Origin of the sequence: Paracoccus sp. J56, assembly GCF_019633685.1 — a bacterium.
GTDB classification, from domain to species: Bacteria; Pseudomonadota; Alphaproteobacteria; order Rhodobacterales; family Rhodobacteraceae; genus Paracoccus; species Paracoccus kondratievae.
The window spans coordinates 89,347-111,308 of sequence record NZ_JAFL01000009.1 but is presented as its reverse complement, the minus strand read 5'-3'; the positions used below and the strand labels follow the sequence as shown (position 1 = coordinate 111,308).

21 protein-coding genes are annotated in these 21,962 nt (G+C 62.7%); 14 read left to right on the top strand and 7 right to left on the bottom strand.

From position 1 onward, the window contains the following. Nucleotides 1-48: 48 nt before the first annotated feature. Nucleotides 49-660, bottom strand: coding sequence for a thiamine phosphate synthase (locus M511_RS08750; RefSeq protein WP_010396778.1), 612 nt, complete (start codon nucleotides 658-660; stop codon nucleotides 49-51). Nucleotides 661-734: 74 nt separating this feature from the next. On the opposite strand from M511_RS08750, the gene M511_RS08745 reads away from it, so the two are divergent. From M511_RS08745 to M511_RS08735, 3 genes are read left to right on the top strand one after another with little or no spacing between them, the layout of a single operon-like run. Beyond that, entirely contained in the window at nucleotides 735-1,475 is a 741-nt protein-coding gene (locus M511_RS08745) for an RNA methyltransferase (RefSeq protein ID WP_085501955.1), read from the top strand. Between the two features lie 55 nt (nucleotides 1,476-1,530). Then, on the top strand, nucleotides 1,531-2,676 hold the full coding sequence (gene ctaA, locus M511_RS08740; RefSeq protein WP_085501954.1) for a heme A synthase: 1,146 nt from the start codon (nucleotides 1,531-1,533) through the stop codon (nucleotides 2,674-2,676). Then, nucleotides 2,673-4,145: a carboxypeptidase M32 gene (locus tag M511_RS08735; RefSeq protein WP_085501953.1), complete on the top strand. Its 1,473-nt coding sequence runs from the start codon at nucleotides 2,673-2,675 to the stop codon at nucleotides 4,143-4,145. The genes ctaA and M511_RS08735 overlap by 4 nt, the downstream gene beginning before the upstream one ends. 25 nt (nucleotides 4,146-4,170) lie before the next feature. Here M511_RS08735 and M511_RS08730 read toward each other — a convergent pair whose 3' ends face one another. Genes M511_RS08730 through M511_RS08710 form a run of 5 tightly spaced genes read right to left on the bottom strand, consistent with a single transcriptional unit; the run spans nucleotide 4,171 to nucleotide 8,857 of the window. Beyond that, nucleotides 4,171-5,547 carry a cytochrome P450 gene (locus M511_RS08730; protein WP_085501952.1) on the bottom strand — a complete coding sequence of 459 codons (1,377 nt, stop codon included), beginning with the start codon at nucleotides 5,545-5,547 and terminating at the stop codon, nucleotides 4,171-4,173. Further along, a complete protein-coding gene (locus M511_RS08725; RefSeq protein ID WP_085501951.1) occupies nucleotides 5,544-6,743 on the bottom strand; it encodes a hypothetical protein in 1,200 nt (399 codons plus the stop codon). Before M511_RS08725 ends, M511_RS08730 begins: the two co-directional genes overlap by 4 nt. 54 nt (nucleotides 6,744-6,797) lie before the next feature. Then, a complete protein-coding gene (locus M511_RS08720; protein WP_010396760.1) occupies nucleotides 6,798-7,484 on the bottom strand; it encodes a M48 family metallopeptidase in 687 nt (228 codons plus the stop codon). A gap of 27 nt (nucleotides 7,485-7,511) precedes the next feature. Then, on the bottom strand, nucleotides 7,512-8,693 hold the full coding sequence (locus M511_RS08715) for a vWA domain-containing protein (RefSeq protein ID WP_085501950.1): 1,182 nt from the start codon (nucleotides 8,691-8,693) through the stop codon (nucleotides 7,512-7,514). Further along, nucleotides 8,693-8,857, bottom strand: a complete 165-nt coding sequence (locus M511_RS08710) for a hypothetical protein (RefSeq protein WP_010396755.1) — start codon at nucleotides 8,855-8,857, stop codon at nucleotides 8,693-8,695. The genes M511_RS08715 and M511_RS08710 overlap by 1 nt, the downstream gene beginning before the upstream one ends. A 108-nt stretch (nucleotides 8,858-8,965) precedes the next feature. Here M511_RS08710 and M511_RS08705 point away from each other — a divergent pair, with 108 nt between their 5' ends. The 3 genes from M511_RS08705 to M511_RS19650 all read left to right on the top strand — a co-directional run bounded on the left by M511_RS08705 (nucleotide 8,966) and on the right by M511_RS19650 (nucleotide 11,790). Next, nucleotides 8,966-10,090, top strand: coding sequence for a Ppx/GppA phosphatase family protein (locus tag M511_RS08705; protein WP_010396753.1), 1,125 nt, complete (start codon nucleotides 8,966-8,968; stop codon nucleotides 10,088-10,090). A 1-nt stretch (nucleotide 10,091) separates the two neighbouring features. After that, nucleotides 10,092-10,877 carry an RlmE family RNA methyltransferase gene (locus tag M511_RS08700; protein ID WP_010396751.1) on the top strand — a complete coding sequence of 262 codons (786 nt, stop codon included), beginning with the start codon at nucleotides 10,092-10,094 and terminating at the stop codon, nucleotides 10,875-10,877. An 814-nt stretch (nucleotides 10,878-11,691) separates the two neighbouring features. Continuing rightward, a complete protein-coding gene (locus M511_RS19650) occupies nucleotides 11,692-11,790 on the top strand; it encodes a lipoprotein (RefSeq protein WP_158004474.1) in 99 nt (32 codons plus the stop codon). A gap of 551 nt (nucleotides 11,791-12,341) precedes the next feature. Here the strand turns inward: M511_RS19650 and miaA are convergent. After that, nucleotides 12,342-13,238, bottom strand: a complete 897-nt coding sequence (gene miaA, locus M511_RS08690) for a tRNA (adenosine(37)-N6)-dimethylallyltransferase MiaA (protein ID WP_029372134.1) — start codon at nucleotides 13,236-13,238, stop codon at nucleotides 12,342-12,344. Between the two features lie 85 nt (nucleotides 13,239-13,323). Between miaA and pyrH the strand changes: the two genes are divergently transcribed. The 8 genes from pyrH (at nucleotide 13,324) to M511_RS08650 (ending at nucleotide 21,944) form a co-directional block, all read left to right on the top strand. Further along, nucleotides 13,324-14,058 (top strand): UMP kinase, encoded by a 735-nt coding sequence (pyrH, locus tag M511_RS08685; protein ID WP_010396746.1) that lies wholly within the window; start codon nucleotides 13,324-13,326, stop codon nucleotides 14,056-14,058. An 80-nt stretch (nucleotides 14,059-14,138) separates the two neighbouring features. Then, a complete protein-coding gene (frr, locus tag M511_RS08680; protein WP_010396745.1) occupies nucleotides 14,139-14,702 on the top strand; it encodes a ribosome recycling factor in 564 nt (187 codons plus the stop codon). Between the two features lie 5 nt (nucleotides 14,703-14,707). Further along, on the top strand, nucleotides 14,708-15,442 hold the full coding sequence (gene uppS / locus M511_RS08675) for a polyprenyl diphosphate synthase (RefSeq protein ID WP_010396744.1): 735 nt from the start codon (nucleotides 14,708-14,710) through the stop codon (nucleotides 15,440-15,442). Continuing rightward, a complete protein-coding gene (locus M511_RS08670) occupies nucleotides 15,439-16,293 on the top strand; it encodes a phosphatidate cytidylyltransferase (protein ID WP_085501949.1) in 855 nt (284 codons plus the stop codon). The genes uppS and M511_RS08670 overlap by 4 nt, the downstream gene beginning before the upstream one ends. 3 nt (nucleotides 16,294-16,296) lie before the next feature. Beyond that, nucleotides 16,297-17,469: a 1-deoxy-D-xylulose-5-phosphate reductoisomerase gene (gene dxr / locus M511_RS08665; protein WP_085501948.1), complete on the top strand. Its 1,173-nt coding sequence runs from the start codon at nucleotides 16,297-16,299 to the stop codon at nucleotides 17,467-17,469. After that, the gene (gene rseP, locus M511_RS08660) at nucleotides 17,466-18,791 is read left to right on the top strand and encodes an RIP metalloprotease RseP (RefSeq protein ID WP_085501947.1); all 1,326 of its coding nucleotides are present in this window, start codon (nucleotides 17,466-17,468) and stop codon (nucleotides 18,789-18,791) included. The genes dxr and rseP overlap by 4 nt, the downstream gene beginning before the upstream one ends. A gap of 103 nt (nucleotides 18,792-18,894) precedes the next feature. Beyond that, nucleotides 18,895-21,231, top strand: a complete 2,337-nt coding sequence (gene bamA, locus M511_RS08655) for an outer membrane protein assembly factor BamA (protein WP_085501946.1) — start codon at nucleotides 18,895-18,897, stop codon at nucleotides 21,229-21,231. After that, nucleotides 21,231-21,944, top strand: coding sequence for an OmpH/Skp family outer membrane protein (locus M511_RS08650; protein WP_010396728.1), 714 nt, complete (start codon nucleotides 21,231-21,233; stop codon nucleotides 21,942-21,944). Before bamA ends, M511_RS08650 begins: the two co-directional genes overlap by 1 nt. The last annotated feature ends 18 nt before the right edge of the window (nucleotides 21,945-21,962 follow it).

The window sequence follows — 21,962 nt, the reverse complement described above, 5'->3', positions numbered from 1 at the left end:
GCAAGAGGCAGGCTTGACCGCAAGCGGGTCAGAGCCCGCCATGCCCCCTCAGCGCCAGAGATTGCCCAGCGTTTCGACCGGGTCCGGCTGCGACCAGATCTCGGCCCCAAGCGCGATGAAATCGGTGACGGGGGCAAGCTGGCCGATCAGCGCAGGGGTCAGCGCGCCCTCGGCAACAACCGGGATCTCGATCATCTCGGACCACCATTGAAAGAGGTCCAGCGGCGCCAGTTCCCCATGTCCAAGCGCGGTGGCGCCGCAGGGGCCAAAGCTGACATAATCCGCGCCCGCCTCGGCCGCGTTCATGCCGTCATGGCGCGACGCCCCGCAAAAGGTGCCGACGATTGCGTCCTGACCAAGCTCTTTGCGGGCGTGACGAACACCGCGCGCACCATTGGTCAGATGCACACCGTCAAGGCCGTGGCGCTGCGCAAGCAGGACGTGATCTTCGATCACCACGGCGACATCGCGGGCATGGGCAATCTCGCGGGCAAGATCGGCGATGCGGCCCAGCTCTTCTTCGGTGCCCGCGCCGGGGATGCGCAGGCAGGCGACCGGAAAGCGGTCCATGACCTCGGCCAGCAGCGGCCCCAGCGTCGAGGCGGCCGCGCCGACCGGGGTGATCAGGTAGAGTTGCGGCGTATTGGGCTGGTCTGTCATGGCGCTGTCATCCCTCAGTTTCGACAGCAGATAGCGCAGCCCTGCGCGCCTTGCCAGTAGTTGCGCAGAAGGTTATGGCCGCGACCATGGAACCGGCGATCATTCTCGTGCGCCCGCAGATGGGCGAAAACATCGGCGCAGCAGCGCGCGCCATGCTGAATTTCGGCCTGACGGACATGCGCCTTGTCGCGCCACGCGACGGCTGGCCGAACCCGCGTGCCGTGGCTATGGCCTCGGGCGCGGCGGGGCGGGTGCTTGACCGCGCACGGGTCTTTGCGACGCTGGCCGAGGCGATGGAGGATGTGGATTACGCCTATGCCACCACCGCACGCGGGCGCGAACTGACCAAGCCCGTGCTGACGCCGGCAGATGCAATGGCCGATGCCCGCAGTCGCGTGGGGCAGGGTGGCCGGGTCGCGGTGATCTTTGGCCCGGAACGTGCGGGGCTGGAAAATGAGGATGTGGCGCGGGCCAATGCCATCATCACCGTGCCGGTGAACCCCGAGTTCGCCTCGCTCAATCTTGCGCAGGCGGTGCTGCTGACCGGCTATGAATGGGCGCGCGACAGCCTGCCGCCTGAACCAGCGCCCCATGGCCGGCGGCCGGATGGCGAGGTTTCCGCGACGCGGCTTGAGATCGAGAAGCTGGCGGACCACTGGGAGGAACGTCTGGCTGACGCCGGTTTCTTCTTTCCGCCCGAAAAGGCACCAGCGATGAAGCTGACATTGCGCAACATGTGGTCGCGCCTGCCGCTGACCCGTGCCGACACCCGTATCTTTCACGGTATGCTGCGGCAATTGATCCGCCGCGGCTGATTGATTTCCGGGCGCGCGCGGGTCAAGGTCGCGCCCGATCGAGAAGGAAGCTGACATGGCAAGACGTCCCGTCTTTCAGGAAGTCACCGAGACGACCCCGCGCAGCACGCCGCCGGCGGGCGGTATGATCGACGCCGGCCCCCGGGGCGCGCGCGGTGCGATCCGCGCCTGGCTGATCGTGCTTTTCATCCTGGTCGCGGCAATGATCGCGCTGGGGGGGGCGACGCGGCTGACAGGTTCGGGTCTGTCGATCACCGAATGGAAGCCGGTGACGGGTGCGCTGCCACCCATGGATCAGGCCGCATGGCAGGCTGAGTTCGACAAATATCAGCAGATCCCCCAGTTCCGGATCGAAAACCCCGATATGGATCTGGCGGGATTCAAACACATTTATTGGTGGGAATGGTCGCACCGGTTGTTGGGGCGGCTGGTGGGCCTGATCTGGGCGACCGGTTTTCTGATCTTTCTGGCGACGCAGCGCATTCCGGCGGGCTGGACACCGCGCCTGCTGTTGCTTGGTGTTCTGGGGGGCGCGCAAGGTGCGATCGGCTGGTGGATGGTGCATTCGGGCCTGTCGGGCAACGTGGTGCGCGTCGCGTCATACCGGCTGGCGGTGCATCTGGGCCTGGCCTTTGCCATCCTTGGCCTGATCGCTTGGCTGGTGCTGTCCCTTTCGCGCAGCGAGGCCGCGTTGCTCAGGGCTCGCCGTGCGGGCGAGGTCAAGCTTTTTTCGATGACCACCGGGCTGATGCATCTGGCTTTTGTCCAGATCCTTCTGGGTGCTCTGGTTGCCGGTATCGATGCGGGCCGCATGTACACCGGCTGGCCGACCATGGGTGGCGAATGGATCCCCGCCGAGATCTGGAATGAGACGCTTGGCTGGCGCAACTTTTTTGAAAATCCGGCGCTGGTGCAATTCATCCACCGTATGGTCGCCTATCTGCTGACGGTGTTTGCCGTGGTGGTGTTCCTGCGGGCCCGCCGTTCGCCCCATCCGACAACCCGCGGCGCCTACGGGGTGATGATCGTCGCGCTGGCGGTACAGGTGCTTCTGGGCATCATGAATGTCATGCATGCCTCGCCCCTGCCTTTGGCGCTGGCGCATCAGATCGGTGCCGTGGCACTGTTCACGCTGATCCTGCGTGCGCGTCACCATGCGCGCTATCCTTATGAAACTTCGGTCCGGGGGACTGTCCGATGAGCGCTTTTGACGATCTTCTCGCATTTCAGCGCCAGATTGAGGCGCTGTCCTCGGTCGCCGAGCGCCTTGGCTGGGACCAGGAAACAGTCATGCCTCGCGGCGCGGTCGAGCAGCGCGCCGAGGAAATGGCGGCGATGGAGGCCGTTCTGCACGAGCGCCGCACCGACCCGCGCATCGGCGAATGGCTGGATCGGGCCGAGGCTGAGGACGATGAGGATGCCCGCATCCTTGAACTGATCGGACGCGACTATCGCCGCGCCTCGCGCATTCCGTCACGTCTGGCGACCGAGCTGGCGCGGCAGACTTCGCTTGCGCAGGGGATCTGGGCCGACGCCCGCGCCAAGGACGCGCCAGAAGATTTCCTGCCGGTTCTGAACGACATCCTGATGCTCAAGCGCGAAGAGGCGGCTGCGCTTGCCGATGGCGGTGATCTGTATGATGCGCTGCTGGACGATTACGAACCCGGCACCACACAGGCCGAGATCGCGGCGCTTTTCGACGCCATGCGCCCGCGTCTTGTCGCGCTGCGCGAGGATGTGCTGGGCGCGGCCCATCAGCCCGAACCGCTGACCGGGCACTTTCCGCTTAAGACCCAGATGAGGCTGGCGCGGACCTGTGCAACTGCCTTTGGTTATGATTGGACCTGCGGGCGGCTGGATATCGCCGTGCATCCTTTTAGCTCGGGGCGCTGGCAGGACAGCCGTATTACGACACGCGTCGTTGAATCCGACCCGTTCAACTGTCTGTATTCGACCATCCACGAGGTCGGCCATTCCAGTTATGAGCTGGGCATTGACAGCGATCACGCCTTTACCCCGCTGGGGCGCGGCGTCTCGATGGGCGTGCATGAAAGCCAAAGCCGGATCTATGAGAACCAGCTGGGCCGCAGCCGTGCGTTTACCGGCTGGCTCTATCAGCGCATGTCGGATGCCTTTGGCGGGTTGTCGGTGTCCGACGCCGATGCCTTTTATGAGACCGCGAACCGCGTCACCCCCGGTTTTATCCGGACCGAGGCAGATGAGATCCAGTACAACCTGCACATCATGCTGCGCTTTGATCTTGAGCGTGACCTGATTTCGGGCCGGCTGGATGTCGAGGATCTGGTCGAGGCCTGGAACGCCCGTTTCCTTAATGATTTCGGGGTGGCGGTGGACCGTCCTGCAAACGGCGTCTTGCAGGACGTGCATTGGGCTGTCGGGCTGTTCGGCTATTTCCCGACCTATGCGTTGGGCAACGTCTATGCCGGGTGCCTGCATGCCGCGCTGCGTGCGGCGGTACCGGATCTGGACGAGGCCTTGGCGCGCGGCGAGGCCGACCCCGCCGTCGAGTGGCTGCGCGAGAACTTGCAGCGCCATGGCGGCCTTTATCCGCCGCGCGAGCTGCTGCAGCGCGCCACCGGTGCCGAGATCAGCGAAAAGCCGTTGCTGGACTATCTTGAGGACAAGTTCTCGGCGATCTACCGGCTTTGATCGCAGATGCGGGGGCGAGGGGGCTTCAGGCCTGTTTCGCCGTCCTCTCTTTTGCCTCTCGTGGCGTCAGGCGGATGTGGATGCCGTTTTTACCCCGCAGGGTCAGGCGCATGATCGGGACCGGCCGCTCTTGCCCCGGCTCCAGCCGATAGGCGCGTAACAGTGCCGACAGGATCAACGGCCCTTCGATCATGGCAAAACCTGCGCCGGGACAGGCGCGTGGCCCGGCCGAAAAGGGGATAAAGGCGTCACGCAGACAGGTCTTGCCGTTCTCGGTCTCCCAGCGTGCGGGGTTGAAACCGTCCGGGTCGTCCCACAACCGTTCATGGCGATGCAGGTGCCAGGGCGACAGCACCAGCTGCGCCCCTTTCGGAGCTTTGCGGTCGCGCAGCGTCTCGGGCCGGCGGCATTGGCGCACTGTCATGGCGACCGGGGGATAAAGCCGCAGCGTCTCGCGAAATACGGCGCGGGCAAGCGGCAGACTACGGATGGCAGAGAAATCGGGGGCAAGGTTCTGGCGCGCTTCTTCGGCCAGACGCTCTTGCCAGTCCGGGTGCTCGGCCAGAAGGTAAAGCGCCCAGGCCAGAGCCGAGGCGCTGGTTTCATGCCCGGCCAGGAAAAAGGTTGCGACCTCGTCGATCATTTCGGCCTGCGAAAAGATGCGGCCGGTCTGCGAATCGGGCGTGGTCATGATCTTGGTCGCCAGATCATCCGGGGCAGTGCCTGCGTCGATCTGTTCCGCGCGGGCCGAGACAAGCTGACGTATCAGGCCACGGATGCGACGCGCCGTTTCGCGCACCTGACGGCTGTGGAACCGTGCCCAACGGGGCAGGGCGATCAGCCCGCCCAGATTGACCATGGGCTGAGCATCCTGATGTTCGCGAAAGGCCTGGAAAACCTGCGCTGCGATCTGATCTTCGATCGGGATCGAAAACAGCGTGCGAAAGATCACATCGGCGGCGATATGGCTGGTCTGGGGCTCGATGTCGATATCTGCCCCGTCGGCCAGGGGGGCAAGGCGTGCGACGCCGGCCTGGGTCGCGTCCCACATCGCCGGGAATGTCTCGCGCAGGCGGCCGCCCTCAAAGGCAGGGTCGATGATGCGGCGCTGGTGCAGCCATGTCTCACCATTCGAAATGAAGGTCGAATTGCCAAGCAGCGGTTGCAGACCAGCGGCCATACGCGGCGATTTCGGAAAATCCATCGGCCGCTTGCGTAGGATCAGGTCGATCAGCGCGGGGTCGTTGCAGGTAAAGCTGTGGACGAAGGGACCGCGGAACTCGGCCATCCATCCGCGATAAAGACGGTCAGATTGCGCGGACAGGATGTCGCGGCGAAAATCCCGGATAAAGCGCCAGACCGAGCCTCGGCCCTGCCGCCCCTTTGGTTTTGGTGGAATCATGTCTTGGTCCAGCGATTGACGGCGCGCGCGATGCGGCCGGGCGAATGCCCGCGCCCGGCAAATCGCTGTGCAAGCGTCAGCGGCCCCGCGGTGATGGCAAAATAGTCGTAATCTCCGGGCCGGTCGAAGGAGCAGAGATACTGAAAGTGCAGCCGGAACCAGCGACCGCGCAGCTCGCGCCGCTTTTCCGGCGACAGGGTCTGGGCAAAGGCTGCGGAAAGGATCAGCGGGTGGCGGCGGTCGGCCGGCTCGACCCCCGAGACCGAAACCGGATCGCAAAGCCCGAAGGAACAGGCATCGCCCGGAGCGGTCACGTCGATCCAGTCCAGCTCATCCCGTGCCGAAAGATAGCGCAGATCGGCGCGTAACCGGTTCGCACGCGGCAGGAACGAAGCCATGGGCACGACATGGCCAAGCGACAGATAAGAAAGCTGCGGCCCCCCCTTTGGCACCCGGCCCGAGCGGATCAGGTCCGCCAGAACCGAGATGCCAAGATAGGCCCCCGAGCTATGGCCGATGACCAGAACTTCGTCCCAGTCATCGGCCAGAACCTCGGCGATGCGGTCGGCGAACCGGGTAATGCGCTTTTCCAGTGCCGGGGGGTAAGCCCCCTGATTTTGCGCTGTAAACGCATAGTCATGCATCAGATACCAGGCAAAGATCTTGCCATCAAAGCGCCGCCATAGATGCAGGCCGCCCCAGGTCAGCGCCAGCGCCACCGGCAGACCCAGCCACCAGCCAAGGGTCGTCAGGTGCCCAAGCCCCCAACCGACCAGCACCCCGGCAAGGACCGAAACCAGCAGTTGCACGAGCAGCACCACAACCGGATAAAGCGCGGCGATGACCGGCCCGCGCCGCAGCCGCATCAGCCTGAATAGCGCGCCCGAGCCGATATAGGCCCAGGCGGTGCGGAGAAGCTGGCCATAAGTGGTCAGGATGCCCTGACCCATCGAGCCCTGCACGATATCAGCCCAGACAAGGACCTCGAATTCGGTTTCGATCCGCTGGTCACCGAACTGGCCGGTGACGCCCCAGCCAAAATTCTTACGGTCGCGGCGTGCGCCGAAACCAAGCTCATAACCCGAAATGCGCGCCTGTTCCGTGCCTTCGCGCTTGTACAGCTCGCGATAGCGGCGGGGCGGGATCGGGTCATAGCCCGGGATGTAAAGCACGCGACGGCGCAAGGGTCGGGTCATGAACTAAACTTTTGCTTGTGTTCGCAGAATATCCCATTCCCTACGGGCGGCAAGTCAACTGACGCCCCAGCGCGCCTCAAGTTTTTCTATGGCGGCGATGCGCGCCTCGGTCGGCGGATGGGACAACAGCCATGCGGGCGCGGTGCCAGTATCGGTCCCGGTCAGCCTGCGCAGCTTGCGAAACAGGTTCTTTTGCGGCTCGGTGCCGAGGCCAGCCTTGACCATCAGGGCGCTGGCAAAGGCATCGGCCTCGAACTCGTCTTTGCGCGACAGGCGGGCGACGATGGCACTGGTAACAAGGTTGGCGATCCATACCCCGATGATGGGCACGATCCGACCCAGAATACCCGCCAGCATCATTCGCACGACGTTCTGACCGGCAAAATCAATCATGCGTCGCCGGGTGTGGCCGTGGGCGACATGGCCCAGTTCATGCGCGACGACCGAGGCAAGCTCTGCCTCGGTGACCTCTCCGCGATCCAGTCGGTCCAGAAAACCGCGGGTCAGAAAGATGCGCCCGTCTGGTGCGGCCAAACCGTTGACGATGCTGACTTCATAGACATGGGCCTGAATGCGGGGCAGATCCATCGCCCGCCCAAGCCGCTCAAGCAAAGGCAACAGCCGGGGATCGGTCAGCGGGGTGGACTGGGCGTTCAGCATCGCCCTTAGCCGCCATGTGGAAAAGAACCACATCGCAAGGGCGTACAGCAGAATCAGCAGGATCGGCAGAAACTTCAGCATGGCACCAGTATGAAGCGCCCTGCCGGATCAGCCAAGAAGGCGCATCGCCTCAGTCAGCCCCTCAAGGGTCAGGGGTTGCATGCGGTCCTCAAATATCTCGCGGATCATGGTGATCGAGCGGGTATAGTCCCAATCCGCCCGCTTCACCGGGTTCAGCCAGACATGATCGGGCCAGGTTTCACGCAGCCGCTTCAGCCAGACTTCGCCCGATTCGGGGTTCCAGTGCTCATTTGCGCCGCCTGGGATGGCGATTTCATAGGGCGACATCGAGGCATCACCGACGAAAATCACCTTATAATCGCGACCAAAGCGGTTGATGACCTCCCATGTCGGGGTGGTCTCGGTCCAGCGTCGGCGATTGTCCTTCCACAGTGCCTCATAGATGCAGTTGTGAAAGTAGAAATGTTCAAGATGCTTGAACTCGGCCCGGGCGGCCGAGAACAGCTCATCGACAAGCCGCGTGTGATCATCCATTGAGCCGCCGACATCCAGAAACAGCAGTACCTTGACAGCATTGTGACGTTCGGGCCGGGTCTGGACGTCGATATAGCCGTGCTCGGCGCTGGCACGGATGGTGCCGGGCAAGTCCAGCTCTTCGGTGGCGCCGTGGCGGGCCCATTGCCGCAGCCGTTTCAACGCCACCTTGATGTTACGGGTGCCAAGCTCGACCGAATCGTCAAAGTCGCGAAACTCGCGCTTATCCCAAACCTTGACCGCGCGGCGGTGGCGGCTTTCGTGCTGGCCGATACGCACCCCTTCGGGGTTGTAGCCATAGGCGCCAAAGGGTGAGGTTCCGGCGGTACCGATCCATTTACTACCGCCTTGATGGCGCTCGCGCTGTTCGGCCAGACGTTCGCGCAGGCGCTTCATCAACTCTTCAAAGGAACCGGCACCTTCGACGGCGGCGCGCTCTTCGGGGGTCAGCAGCTTTTCGGCCAGCTTTTCCAGCCATTCATGGGGGATCGAGACCTCATTCACCAGCGCCTCGACCGGGATTTCCTCAAGACCCGAGAAGGCCTCGGAAAAGGCGCGGTCGAATCGGTCAATATGCGCCTCGTTCTTGATGAGCGTGGCGCGGGCAAGGTGATAGAATCCTTCGGGCGACCAGTCCGACAGCCCTGCCTGCAACCCGGCCAGCAGGTCCAGGTATTCCCGCAGGCTGGCTGGCACCCCGTGCCTGCGCAGACTGTCGAGAAAGGGCCGAAACATCACGTCATCCGGGAAATCAGCACGGTCAGGAACACACCCAGCACGGTCAGTGCCAGGGCGTGGGCGGCGGCATATTGCAGCTTGTCGGCGCGGCTGCCACCGGCTTTCACGGCGCGCATCCAGCCGATCGCTGCGCCAATAATGAATGCGGCGATCACGATCATGGATCAGGGCATAGCCCGCGCCAGCGACACTGTCGAGAGGCACGCCCCCTTGAACGCCTGCCGGGGGCAGGTTACTTTTGGTTCAACTTGATATCGGAGGGCGTGACCATGACGCCCAGGCGTCCTGCGGGTGCGGACGCGTTCCCGAGAAAAACGGTCGAGCCTTTCGCCACCCGCCCGGCCGAGGACGGGCCGCTTTATGCGGCTTTGGATCTTGGCACGAACAGCTGCCGGATGCTGATTGCCCGCCCTGCGGGCAGTCAGTTTCAGGTGGTTGACAGCTTCTCGAAGCCGGTCCAGCTGGGCCAGGGCCTCGAGGCGTCAGGCAGGCTGTCGCGCTCATCCATGGCGCGGACGGTTCATGCCTTGCAGGTGTGCCGGCGCAAGCTTGAGGCGCATAAGGTCACGCGCATGCGTCTTGTCGCGACCGAGGCCTGTCGAAGGGCCCGCAACAGCCGCGATTTTCTACGCATGATCCGGCGTGAAACCGGGTTGCCGGTCGAGATCATTGATGCCGAGGAAGAGGCGAGGCTTGCGGTGATTTCATGCGCGCCGCTTGTCTGTCTGCGGACCGAACAATTGCTGGTCGTCGATATCGGGGGCGGCTCGACTGAACTGGTCTGGATCGACCTTGAGGATGTCGAGCCGAAAGAGCGGCCCCGTGCGATCATGCAGCTGGGCAACGGGTTTCGGGACTCGCGGCCCGGGGGCGCGCGGGTTGTTGACTGGATCAGCGTGCCCCTTGGCGTGGCGACGCTGCGTGACCAGTTCGAGGATGTCGAGGATGATCAGGGTCGTTTCGCGCTGATGTCCTGGCATTTCGAAGAGATGCTGGCGGATTTCGCGCCCTATTCGCTGGCCTCGACCATGGAGGACGGCTTCCAGATCATCGGCACTTCGGGCACGGTCACTACGGTTGCTGCCAGCCATCTGGGCTTGCGTCGCTATGACCGGACCAAGGTGGATGGGCTGATCATGACCTCGGCACAGATCGACAGGGTGATCCGGGACTATCTGTCCCTGGGGCCGGACGGCCGCCGCGCCGATCCCCGAATCGGGCGCGAGCGGCATGCGCTGATCATGTCCGGGGCGGCGATCTTGCAGACGCTGATGCGGGTCTGGCCAACGACGCGTTTGTCGGTCGCTGATCGCGGCCTGCGCGAAGGGTTGCTATACGCGCAGATGGTCAAGGATGGGGTGCTGGCCCCGGATGGTTTGAACGGGGTAGCATAAGATGGCACAGGACAAAAAACCGGGGGAAGGGCGCAAAAGCTCGGGCCGCGGGCAGCGTGAATTGCGGGTGCGGGTGAAATCCGCCAAGGGGCGCAAGCTTTCCAGCACGCTTTGGCTTGAGCGGCAGCTGAACGACCCTTATGTCGCCCGCGCCAAGCGCGAGGGCTATCGTGGCCGCGCTGCCTATAAGATCATCGAGCTTGACGACAAGTTCGGCTTTCTTGTCCCCGGCGCGCGGGTGGTCGATCTGGGCTGTGCGCCCGGAGGCTGGTGTCAGGTCGCGGTTTCACGGGTGAACGCCCTTGGCGACCGGTCCGGCAAAAAGGTGGGCCGGGTGCTTGGAGTCGATCTGCAAGAGGTCGATCCCATTCCGGGCGCCGAGATTCACCAACTGGACTTTCTGTCGGATGGCGCGGACGATCTGGTCAAGGCTTGGCTGGGCGGTCGGGCCGATGTGGTGATGTCGGACATGGCGGCTGCCTCATCGGGACACAAGGCGACCGATCACCTGCGCATCGTTGCGCTGGTAGAGGCGGCAGCGCAGTTGGCTTTTGACGTGCTCGAACCCGGTGGCACCTTTGTCGCCAAAGTTCTGGCTGGCGGGGCCGAGGCTGAAATGCAGGTCATGCTCAAGCGTAATTTCAGCAAGGTCGCGAATGTAAAGCCGCCTGCAAGCCGTTCGGATTCCTCGGAAAAATTTGTTGTTGCGCAAGGTTTCCGTGGGCGGGACGAAACCGAGCGTGCCAATGACGAGGATGAGGGCGATGCGCTGAGCGATCAGGGCTGAGCCATATGCGGCGATCGCCAGAGGACAGCGCATAGGCTGACGGTGGGCTGGTCTCTCTGCATTTCCTTGGAAAACGAGGCGACGACCGTATGTGGTGGTGCCTGATTTCCACGCTTGGCTCATCTTGTGCGCTGACGGTTGCGCTGACGGTGCGCTGGAAACCGTGACCGGTGTTTCTTCAGCGCGCTTTTGGCGCATCATCTCACGATAGTTTTCGAACCTGCATCCGATGGCAGCGGTCAAGCTGCGGATGAAATATCCCAACCCGCTATAGCCGTGCCGGATAGCGATTTCGACGCCACGCTTGTCGCAAGCAGCTGCTGCCAAGCTCCGTCAGCGCGCAGTCTGGTTGCCCCGGAATTTCAGATATCGCCTGATCGGGATGCAGCCCTGAGCGGGAGAGATGCTTCTCGGCCGGCACGCGCGCGCTGGCTGTCCCGGTGATAGTGGCTTTGCGATGGGTCAGGCTCGCATCGGGTCGTAATAGTGTTGTAGTGATTGGTCCCGACCAAGATGAGGCCGTGATATCCCCCGAATCGTTGCTCGCGCCCAGAGCAATTAGCGCCTTCGTCAAGAGCTCTGGTGTAAGCATACAGCAGTTGAAAATAGCCGGTAGCGTCAGGTCCCGGCAACAACCGGGTGGAATCGGTGTGCCATGCCCTCAACATCGGCTGACGGTCTGGCGGTAAAGACGGTGTCGGTGGGGATGAGGGCGGTACGGCCGGGCAGCAGCACACGATCATGGCGCGGAAAGATCAAAGCCCGCCGGTGAGGCAGGCTGGACAAGCTGCTGTATGACGGTTAAGTGGCTGGCATGAAAAAATTTATTCTCCTTGTCCTTGCGACTGTCGTCCTGTCATCCTGTAACAGCCATGGCTGCAGCAGGTGGTACAGTTGGTGCATGATTCAGTGAGTAGTTTCCGGGAATAAGGAGGCCCCGCGGCCGCTCCTGGTCCCGAGCCCCCTGATCGGGTGCAACGTACGATAGTCGCCACGCATACTTGGATTAGGCGGCGCGCTGTGTACCCGTGTCGGGCCGCCCCAATGCAGACCAGCAAGAGGAATAAGGCGCAAGCTATCCCTGGCGCATGCGGGCAGCAGAGAGAGAGTGGGCCGGTTCGCCAAGCCCACCCGCCTGAGGCGTGATCCGGCGGGTGCGGATGGTTCGGTGGTGGCGGTCGGTCCTACCGTGACTGGGGGTCAGGTGGCTGCCCGGCGAGCGGAGGGAGGCGCGGATCGTGCTCCCCCGGGTCCATGATCGTTCCTAGGTTGATGCCGGCGGCGTGCAGCCTTGCCACGACCGGATCGTGCGGTTCAGTGAAACGCCAAGCTGGCTTGCCATGAGCAACCTGCAACAATTTCATCCAGAGATCCCGTTTCTGTCACGCGTGTCGTTGTGCGAACGATATTTCTGAAAAGTTGCGAAAAGGTTAATAAATATCGCAAAGGTTGAAATGGCACTGCTCAGATATTGCTTTCGATCCGGCGCCAGTCCCGCATCCGTCCCCGGAAAAAGCTGCGCTGCGACTTGGCATATTGACGGGTGGCGATAATGGCGAGCCGAGTTGCCTCTTCGAGGCTGAGCTGGCCTTGCAGGTGGGCGACAAGCTCGGGCGCGCCGATGGCTTTGGCCCAGAGCGCGCCGGGATTCCAGTCGGGCAGGACCGCACGGACCTCATCAAGCACACCTTGCGCGATCATCTGATGAAAGCGTCGGGCAATACGTTCGGCCAGCCGGTCGCGGTCTGCCTGCAGGACCAAAAGATGCGCTGCCTCGGGCGAGATCAGCGGCGGTGGCGTCTCGGCCTGCCACAAGGCAATGCCGCGACCTGTCGCCTGCAAGACCTCCCATGCGCGCTGGACCCGCACCGGGTTTTGCAGGTCGATCCGGGCGCGGGTCGCCGGATCAAGCTCACTGACCAACTGCGCCAGCCCGCCTGGTTCGCGCAGGATCTGGTCGGCCTGAGCGCGGATCCGGGGCGGGGTCGGGGGAATCGCGGCCAGACCCCGGGTCAGTGTGCTGAGATAAAGTCCGGTACCCCCGACGATGATCAGCCGGGTCTGACGGGCTTTGATCAGCTCTGCGACCTCGGCCAGCCATTCTCCGACCGAATAGGCGCGATCAGGGGTTATGTGACCGTAAAGCACATGGCGCGCGCGGGCCTCATCCTCGGGCGAGGGGCGGGCGGTCAGCAGGTTCCAGCATGACCAGACCTGCAGCGCATCGGCATTGACGACGATGCCGCCCTGCTGTTCTGCAATTGTCAGTGCGAGCGCGGATTTGCCGCTGGCGGTAGGGCCTGCGATCAGCACATGACGCCCGGGATCGAGCTCATTCAGGATGGGATGACGCTCAGTCATAGCGACTTTGGAAGGCGGCGGTTGAACATGGGCCCTGTTTGCGACATTTTGCGCGCTGATGAAACAGCCGCGAAAAGGTGAACCCATGTCGGATAGCGCGTCCAAGACTCCCGGAAAATACTCGCGCGTCATGCTGAAAATTTCGGGGGAGGCGCTGATGGGTGATCAAGGCTACGGTCTGCACCCACCGACTGTCGCCCGCATCGCGCAAGAGGTCAAATCCGTCCACGACATGGGCGTCGAGATCTGCATGGTCATCGGCGGCGGCAATATCTTCCGCGGACTGCAAGGCAGTGCACAGGGAATGGAGCGCGCGACCGCTGACTATATGGGCATGCTTGCCACGGTGATGAACGCGCTGGCGATGCAAGCCGCGATGGAGGCTCTGCGCATCCATACCCGCGTCATCTCGGCCATCCGTATGGACGAGGTCTGCGAGCCCTATATCCGTCGCCGCGCCATCCGCCATCTTGAGAAAAAACGGGTCTGCATTTTCGCCGCTGGTACGGGCAACCCGTATTTCACCACCGATACCGCAGCGACTTTGCGCGCCAATGAGATGAACTGCGAGGCGATTTTCAAAGGCACCAAGGTTGACGGCGTCTATGACAAGGACCCGCAGAAATTCGCCGATGCTCAGCGCTATGATAACGTCACTTATGACGAAGTCCTGCAAAAGCATCTGGGGGTCATGGATGCCTCGGCCATTGCACTGGCGCGGGACAACGACTTGCCGATCATTGTTTTTTCGCTGGATGAGCCCGGCGGCTTCCGCGGAATTCTGGCGGGCAGCGGCACCTATACGCGCGTTCACGGCTGAAATTGCTGCATAGGCTTTGCTATGTGGGCGTCGCTCGGTTAAAAGCTGCGAAAACCACAACACAGAGGCCATGACCGAGCATGTCCGACGACATAGAGATCGACACCGACGACCTGGAACGCCGCATGAAAGGCGCGATGGAGTCCCTGCGCCATGAATTTTCCTCGCTGCGCACTGGCCGTGCTTCGGCCACCATGGTCGAACCGATCATGGTGGATGCCTATGGCTCACTCACACCGATCAACCAGATCGGTACGGTGAACGTGCCCGAACCGCGGCTGGTGACCATCAATATCTGGGACAAGGCCCTGGTCGGCAAAGCTGAAAAGGCTATCCGCGAATCGGGTCTGGGCATTAACCCCCAGCTCAACGGCACCATCATCATGCTGCCGATCCCCGAACTTAACGAGGAACGCCGCCGGGAACTGACACGCGTGGCCGCGCAATATGCCGAAAACGCCCGTGTTGCCATCCGCAACGTGCGCCGCGACGGGATGGACCAGATCAAAAAGGCCAAAGCCTCGGGCATGTCCGAGGATGACCAGAAGTTCTGGGAAACCGCCGTGCAAGAGCTGACCGACAAGATGATTGCGGCCGTGGATCAGGCGCTTGAGGCCAAACAGGCCGAAATCATGCAGGTCTGACGCATATGGCCGAGAGCGCAGCCAGCCTTGCAAAGCCCTCAGGGCAGGGACAGCGGCCCCGTCATGTCGCCATCATCATGGACGGCAATGGTCGCTGGGCCAAGAACCGGGGCTGGCCGCGTCTGGTCGGGCATCGGCGCGGGGCCGAGCGCGTCAAACAGATCGTCCGCGCCTGTCCCGATCTCGGGGTCAACTGGCTGACGGTCTATGCTTTTTCGACCGAAAACTGGAAGCGTTCGACCGAAGAGGTGTTGGGCCTGATGGGCATTTTCGCCCGCTATATTGAGCGTGAGGCTGATGCGCTGTCCGCAGAGGGTGTGCGTATGCGCTTTATTGGCGGGCGTGAACGGCTTGAGCCCAAACTGCAGCGTCTGATGGCGGGGATCGAGGCGCGCACCGCCGTCAATACCCGTTTGAATCTGACGGTTGCGATCAATTACGGTGGCCGGGACGAACTGACCCGCGCGTCGGCACGTCTGGCCGAGCGTATCGCCCGGGGTGAGGTCTCGAATCCGACCGAGGCCGACTTTGCCGATTGTCTGGATACTGCCGGTCATCCCGATCCGGATCTGGTGATTCGCACCAGTGGTGAGACCCGGACCTCGAACTTCCTGCCTTTTCAGGCGGCTTATTCGGAATATGAATTCACTTCGACGCTTTGGCCGGATTTCACCCCCGCACATCTGGCAGAGATACTGGATCGCTACGGGATGCGCGAGCGGCGCTTTGGCGGGGCATGAACAGCACCGATCAACAACCGAGCCGTTTGCGTGGCGCCCTGAGGCGCGGCCGCGACAAATGGGCCGATCTCTGGCCACGCGTGCTTTCGGGCGCGGCGCTGGCGGTTGTGGGGCTGGTGCTGCTGATCTCGACCGGGATCTGGATTCGTTTCGGTGCGGCTTTGGTGGTCGGGCTGATGATGTGGGAACTTGCCCGCCTGACCGGCTGGCGTCACCCCGAGTTTCATAGCCCGCGCCATCCGGTGCTGATCGGGATCCTTTCGGGTCTCGTGATGCTTGCGATGCTGGTGCTGCCAGGTGACTGGCCGCTGACACTTGTTCTGGTGCCGATGATTGCCGGCTGGCACGGTACGCATGAGCATGAGCGCCCGGCCTATCTGATGTTCACGCTTGCAATTTTCGGCGCTGGCTATGCACTGGTCGTGATCCGCGAGGTGATGGGTCTGCCGACACTGGCATGGATCGTCGGGACCGTGGTCCTTTCCGACGTGCTGGGTTATTTTGTCGGCCGCCGCATTGGCGGCCCCCGCTTTTGGCCTGCGATCAGCCCCAAAAAGACCTGGAGCGGTACCGTCGCCGGCTGGCTTGGCGCCTTTGTGCTGGCGTTGATCCTGATGATCGTGGGGCAGGCGTCGTGGCCGGTGGTGATTCTTGGGCCGCTGCTTGCGGTTGCCGGGCAGTTCGGCGATATCGCTGAAAGCTGGCTCAAGCGTCGTGTGGGGGTCAAGGACAGCTCGGACCTGATCCCGGGCCATGGCGGCTTTATGGACCGGTTCGATGCCATGTCGGGCAGCCTGCTCGTGGCGCTTTTGCTGTTGATTGCCAATCTGTTGCCAGTGATCGGAGGCTGAAGGATGCGCAGCATATCGGTGCTGGGCGCGACCGGGTCGGTCGGTGAAAGCGCATTCGATCTGCTTATGCGGGCCGGAGGCGCGCAGAGCTTTCGCACCATTGCCCTGACCGGCGGCGCCAATATCGCCCGTTTGGCCGAGATGGCGCGGGCACTGAAGGCCGAGATTGCCGTGACCGCGTGGCCCGAGCGGTTGGATGAGCTGCGTTCCGCCCTTGCCGGTAGCGGGATCGAGGCGGCGGCGGGTACAGCTGCCGTGGCCGAGGCTGCCGCTCGTCCGGCGGACTGGACGCTTTCGGCTATCGTGGGTGCGGCGGGTCTGCCGCCCGGCCTTGCAGTGCTGGACCGGGGCGGCACCCTTGCGCTGGCGAATAAGGAAACGCTGGTCGCTGCGGGTCCGCTTGTGATGGCGCGGGCACAGGACAGGCGCGCGCAGATCCTGCCTGTTGATTCTGAACATTCCGCGATTTTTCAGGCGCTTCAGGGAGAAAACCTTGAAACTGTCAGGCATGTGACGATCACTGCCTCGGGCGGGGCGTTCCGGGACTGGCCGCTTGAGCGTCTGGCGCAGGCAACCGTGGCCGAGGCGAGTTGCCATCCGAATTGGTCAATGGGCCAGCGCATCACTATCGACAGCGCAAGTATGTTCAATAAGGCGCTGGAAGTCATTGAAGCTCATGAATTCTTTGGGCTGGGCATTGATCGCTTGCGCGTGCTCGTGCATCCGCAATCCATCGTGCATGCCATGGTGACGCATCGCGACGGCGGTTCGATTGCGCATATGGGTGCGCCGGACATGCGCCATGCAATCGGTTACGCGCTGAACTGGCCTGCACGCGCGGCCTTGCCGGTGCCTGCGTTGGATCTGGCCGCAGTCGGCAGCCTGACTTTTGCCGAGCCTGATGAGGCCCGCTGGCCCGCTTTGCGTCTGGCGCGCGAGGCGATTTCGGCGGGCGGCGCGGCGGGGGCGGTTCTGAATGCCGCAAAAGAGCAGGCGCTGGACGATTTCATTGCAGGCCGCATCCGCTTTACCGAAATGGCTCCGGCGGTTGAACATGCGCTGGCACTTGCCGCCCGCGAATCCGGCTTTTCCCAAAGCCCGCGCGACCTGGAAGAAGTGCTGCATTGGGACGGTTTCGCGCGCCGTGCCGCTGCGCAATGGCAGGGGGCAGCATGAGCGTGCTTTTGGACATGCTGGGCGGTTTTCTATGGACGGCGGCCTCTTTTATCGTGGCGCTGTCGATCATCGTGACTGTGCATGAATACGGCCATTATATCGTCGCGCGTCTTTCGGGTATCCGGGCCGAGGTCTTTTCATTGGGTTTCGGTCCAAGGCTGGTTTCCCGCCGCGACAAACGGGGGACGCTGTGGCAGATCGCGGCGATTCCCTTGGGTGGCTATGTGCGCTTTCTGGGCGATGCTGACGCTGCGAGCGCCGGATCGGTGCCCGTTGATCCTGCCCGGACCCGTCAAAGCCTGACCGGAGCACCGCTTTGGGCGCGATTTGCCACTGTCGCTGCGGGGCCGGTGTTTAACTTTATTCTGGCAGTTTTGGTTTTTGCTGGAATGGCGATCTGGCAGGGGCTGCCGGTCGATGAGGTGCGGGTCGGCCGCCTGCATCCGACCCCGCCCGGGGTCGAGATGCAATTGCAGACCGGCGACCGGGTGGTTGCAGTGGATGGTGCGCCCGTCTCTGACTGGCGCGATCTTGGCCGGTTGGCTGCAGAGCTGCCGGCGCGTGAAAGTCATGACTGGACGGTCGAACGGGACGGGACCCGGATCACTGTATCAGGTCCTGATCCGATGCCGCCGCTGATTGCGGGGGTTGCTCCGCGCAGCGCGGCTGTGGCGGCGGGGCTGAAGCCGGGCGATGTGATTCTGGCGATCGACGGTGCGCCCGTATTCCGGTTTGACGAATTGCGCGAACATGTTGCCAAGGCTGGCGGGCGTCCGGTGCTGCTGAAGGTCTGGCGCGAGGGCGCGGGCGTTGCGGACTATACCCTTGCCGCGCGTGAGCAGGACTTGCCAACCGAGGATGGTTATACCCGGCGCTGGCTGATCGGCGTCACTGGCGCCGGCACTTATTTTGATCCCGCGACCCGACCCGCTGGTCTGGGTGAGGCTGCCGGCATCGGTGTCAGCCGCACCTGGGATATCATTGCCTCGTCGGTTTCGGGACTGTGGGCGATGATTACTGGTCAGATCGGCAGCTGTAATCTGGGTGGCGCGATCTCGATTGCCGAGACGACGGCGCAGGCTGCCTCGGCGGGGGGCGGAAACTTCATCTGGTGGATCGCGGTGCTGTCGGCAGCCATCGGTTTTCTGAACCTGATGCCGGTCCCGATGCTCGATGGCGGGCATCTGATGTTCTATCTTTATGAGGCGGTCACAAGGCGGCGGCCGTCGGACCGGGTGATGGACATTCTGTCCGCTCTGGGCCTTGCTGCGGTCCTGTCGCTGATGGTGCTGGGCCTCACCAACGATCTTTTCTGCCCCTGATCGGCCCTGACCTTTTGACAGTAGCGCATGCTTCGCTGTATCCATCGTGGCAAATCCGGTGGGGTCAACCTGCCAGGCAACGCATTTTTCGCGAGGGGCGGCGATGACGGACAGGAAACTCGGCAAGGGCGCGCTGGCGCTGATCTCGGCGCTGGCGGTGGCTGTGCCGGTAGGAATGGGGGCAACCCCAGTCGCAGCCTATGTCTTCAGCAATGTGCGCATCGAAGGAAACCAGCGAATCGAGCCACAGACGATCCTGTCTTATCTGGATCTTCCGCGCGGCCAGGACGTATCCGCCGGGACCCTGAACGACGCTCTACAACGGCTGCAGAGTTCGGGCCTGTTTGAAAGCGTCGAGCTGGTGCCCTCGGGCGGGACGCTGGTCGTCAGGGTCGCCGAATATCCGACCATCAACACAATCGCATTCGAAGGCAACAAGCGTCTCAAGGATGCGAATTTGTCCGAGATTGTCAAATCGCAGTCACGCCGCGTCTATTCGCCAGCCCAGGCCGAGGCAGACGCCGCCGCGATCAGCCAAGTCTATGCCTCGCAGGGGCGTCTGGCCGCCCGGGTCGATCCGCGCATCATCCGCCGCAGCGGCAATCGCGTCGATCTGGTCTTTGAGATCCGCGAAGGCGATGTGACCGAGATCGAGCGTATCGGCTTTGTCGGCAACCGCGCATTTTCGGACCGCCGGCTGCGCAACGTTCTGCAAACCAAGCAGGCGGGCATGTTGCGCACCTTTATCCGCCGCGACACCTTTGCCCCCGACCGTGTGCCGGTCGATGAAAAGCTGCTGACCGATTTTTACCGCTCGCGCGGCTATGCCGATTTCCGCGTTCAGGCCGTTGCCCCCGAACTCGCACGCGAACGGGATGCCTTCTACATCACCTTCCAGATCTATGAAGGCCCGCGTTATACTTTTGGCAATATCACCACGATCAGCGAAGTCCCCGGCGTGGATGCGGCCGAGTTCCAGCAGCAGAACCGTGTTCGTCGGGGCGAGGTCTATAACCCCACGATCATCGAAACCACGATTCGCCGCATGGAGGCGCTGGCGCTGCGCAAGGGGCTGAACTTTGTCAGCATCGAGCCGCGCGTCACCCGCAATGAGCGCAACCAGACGCTGGACCTGACCTTTGCCCTGACACGCGGCCCGCGCGTCTTTGTCGAGCGTATCGACATCGAGGGTAACACCACCACGCTGGACGAGGTGATCCGCCGTCAGTTCTCTACGGTCGAAGGCGACCCCTTTAACCCGCGTGAGATCCGCAATTCGGCTGAACGGCTGCGCGCGCTTGGCTATTTCTCGGACGTTCAGGCCGAAAGCCGTCCCGGCTCGTCGCCCGAACAGGTCGTCGTTGACGTGAACGTAGAAGAACAGCCGACCGGCAGCCTGAACTTTGGTGTCAGCTACGGCGTGAATTCGGGCGTTGGCTTCAACGCTTCGCTGTCCGAAAAGAACTTCCTTGGCCGTGGTCAGCAGGTCGATCTGTCATTTGCGACCGGCTCGGGGACGAAAAGCTCGGGCCTGACCTTTGTCGAGCCGTATTTCCTTGGCCGCAACCTTAAGGCGCGGGCCCAGCTGTGGTACAACACCACTGACCGGCTGAATTCGGACTATAATACCCGGACCGTCGGTCTGCTGACGGGGATCGAGTTCCCGATTTCGGAAAACGGCAGGCTTGAGCTGCGTTACAAGCTTAGCAAGGATACGCTGTTCGACGTTGAACCGCCTCATGTCGATCCCGAAAGCGGCGAGGTCGTCGGCTCATCGCCCATTCTCTTCAGCGAGCAGGGCGGCTTCTTCACCTCGGCGCTTGGTTATACCTACAGCTATGACAGCCGCATCGCCGGTCTTGATCCGCTGACCAGCTATCGGCTGCGGTTCAGTCAGGATTTTGCCGGTGTGGGCGGGGATGTGAAATCCGTCACCAGCACACTTTATGCCGGGATCGAAAGCCGGGCCTGGCGTCCCAGCGTGACCATGCTGGCCGAGTTCGAGGCGGGGGCCGTCCATATGCTGGACGATCAGAACAGCCGGTTCATGAGCCGCTTTACCGGGAACAGCAAGATCCGCGGGTTTGAGCCGAACGGCTTTGGTCCGCGCGACCTTGAGGCACCGAACCAGGACGCGCTGGGGGGCAACTATTTCTGGGCGCTGCGCACCGAACTGCAATTCCCGCTGGGTCTGCCCGAAGAATACGGCATCACCGGCGGTCTTTTCGCCGATGCCGGCTCGGTCTGGGGGCTCGACAACCGTATCGGTGCGAATGAAACCGAGGTGGATGACAGCATGAAGATCCGCGCTTCGGTCGGGGCCTCGATCTTCTGGACGACGCCTATTGGTCCGCTGCGCTTTAACTTTGCCAAGGCGCTGAAGAAAGAGGACTATGACGAAGAACAGTCCTTTGACCTGACCATTTCGACCAAGTTCTGATGGTGGACAAACAGGGCATCGCGGCATCGGTTGCCACCGCCGTTCTGGCGGTGGGCTCTGCCGCGCTGGCCCAGCCCCTGCCGACGATGAACGATGGAACCGAACGGCCGGTGATGCCGATCGTCGTCGAAGCTCCGCTGCCGAATGGTCAGGCTGTGCTGCCAGTCCTGACCATTGATCAGGACATGCTATACGCGCGCTCGCAATGGGGACAGCGCGTGCAGGAAGAGATCGAACAGCGCCGACGCGAAATTGCGGCCGAGAATGATCGGCTGGCCGAGCAATTCGCCTCGGAAGAGCAAGAGCTGACCGCTTTGCGCCGGACGCTGCCGCCTGATGAGTTTCGCAAGCGCGCTGATGAGTTCGATAAGCGTGTTGTTGAGGTTCGCCGCGAACGGGATACCGAAGTGCGCGCGTTGCAGATTGAGGCCGAAGAAGAGCGGCGAGCTTTCCTGGACACTGCGCTGCCGATCCTTGCGTCGCTGATGCGCGAAAGGGGTGCGGTGGTGGTTCTGGAGCACCGCGCAATCTTTGTCGCTTCGCAATCCATCGACGTGACCGACGACCTTATCGCTCGGATAGACCGTGAGATCGGCGCTGGTCCTGTCCAGCCTGATGCGGAAGAGAAACCCGATGCTGCGCCCGCTGCGTCGACAACCAATGCTCAGCCCGATCAGCCGACCGAGCCGGCTGCCGAGCAATCGGGGCAGTAATTCTGGCCGCCCCAGGCA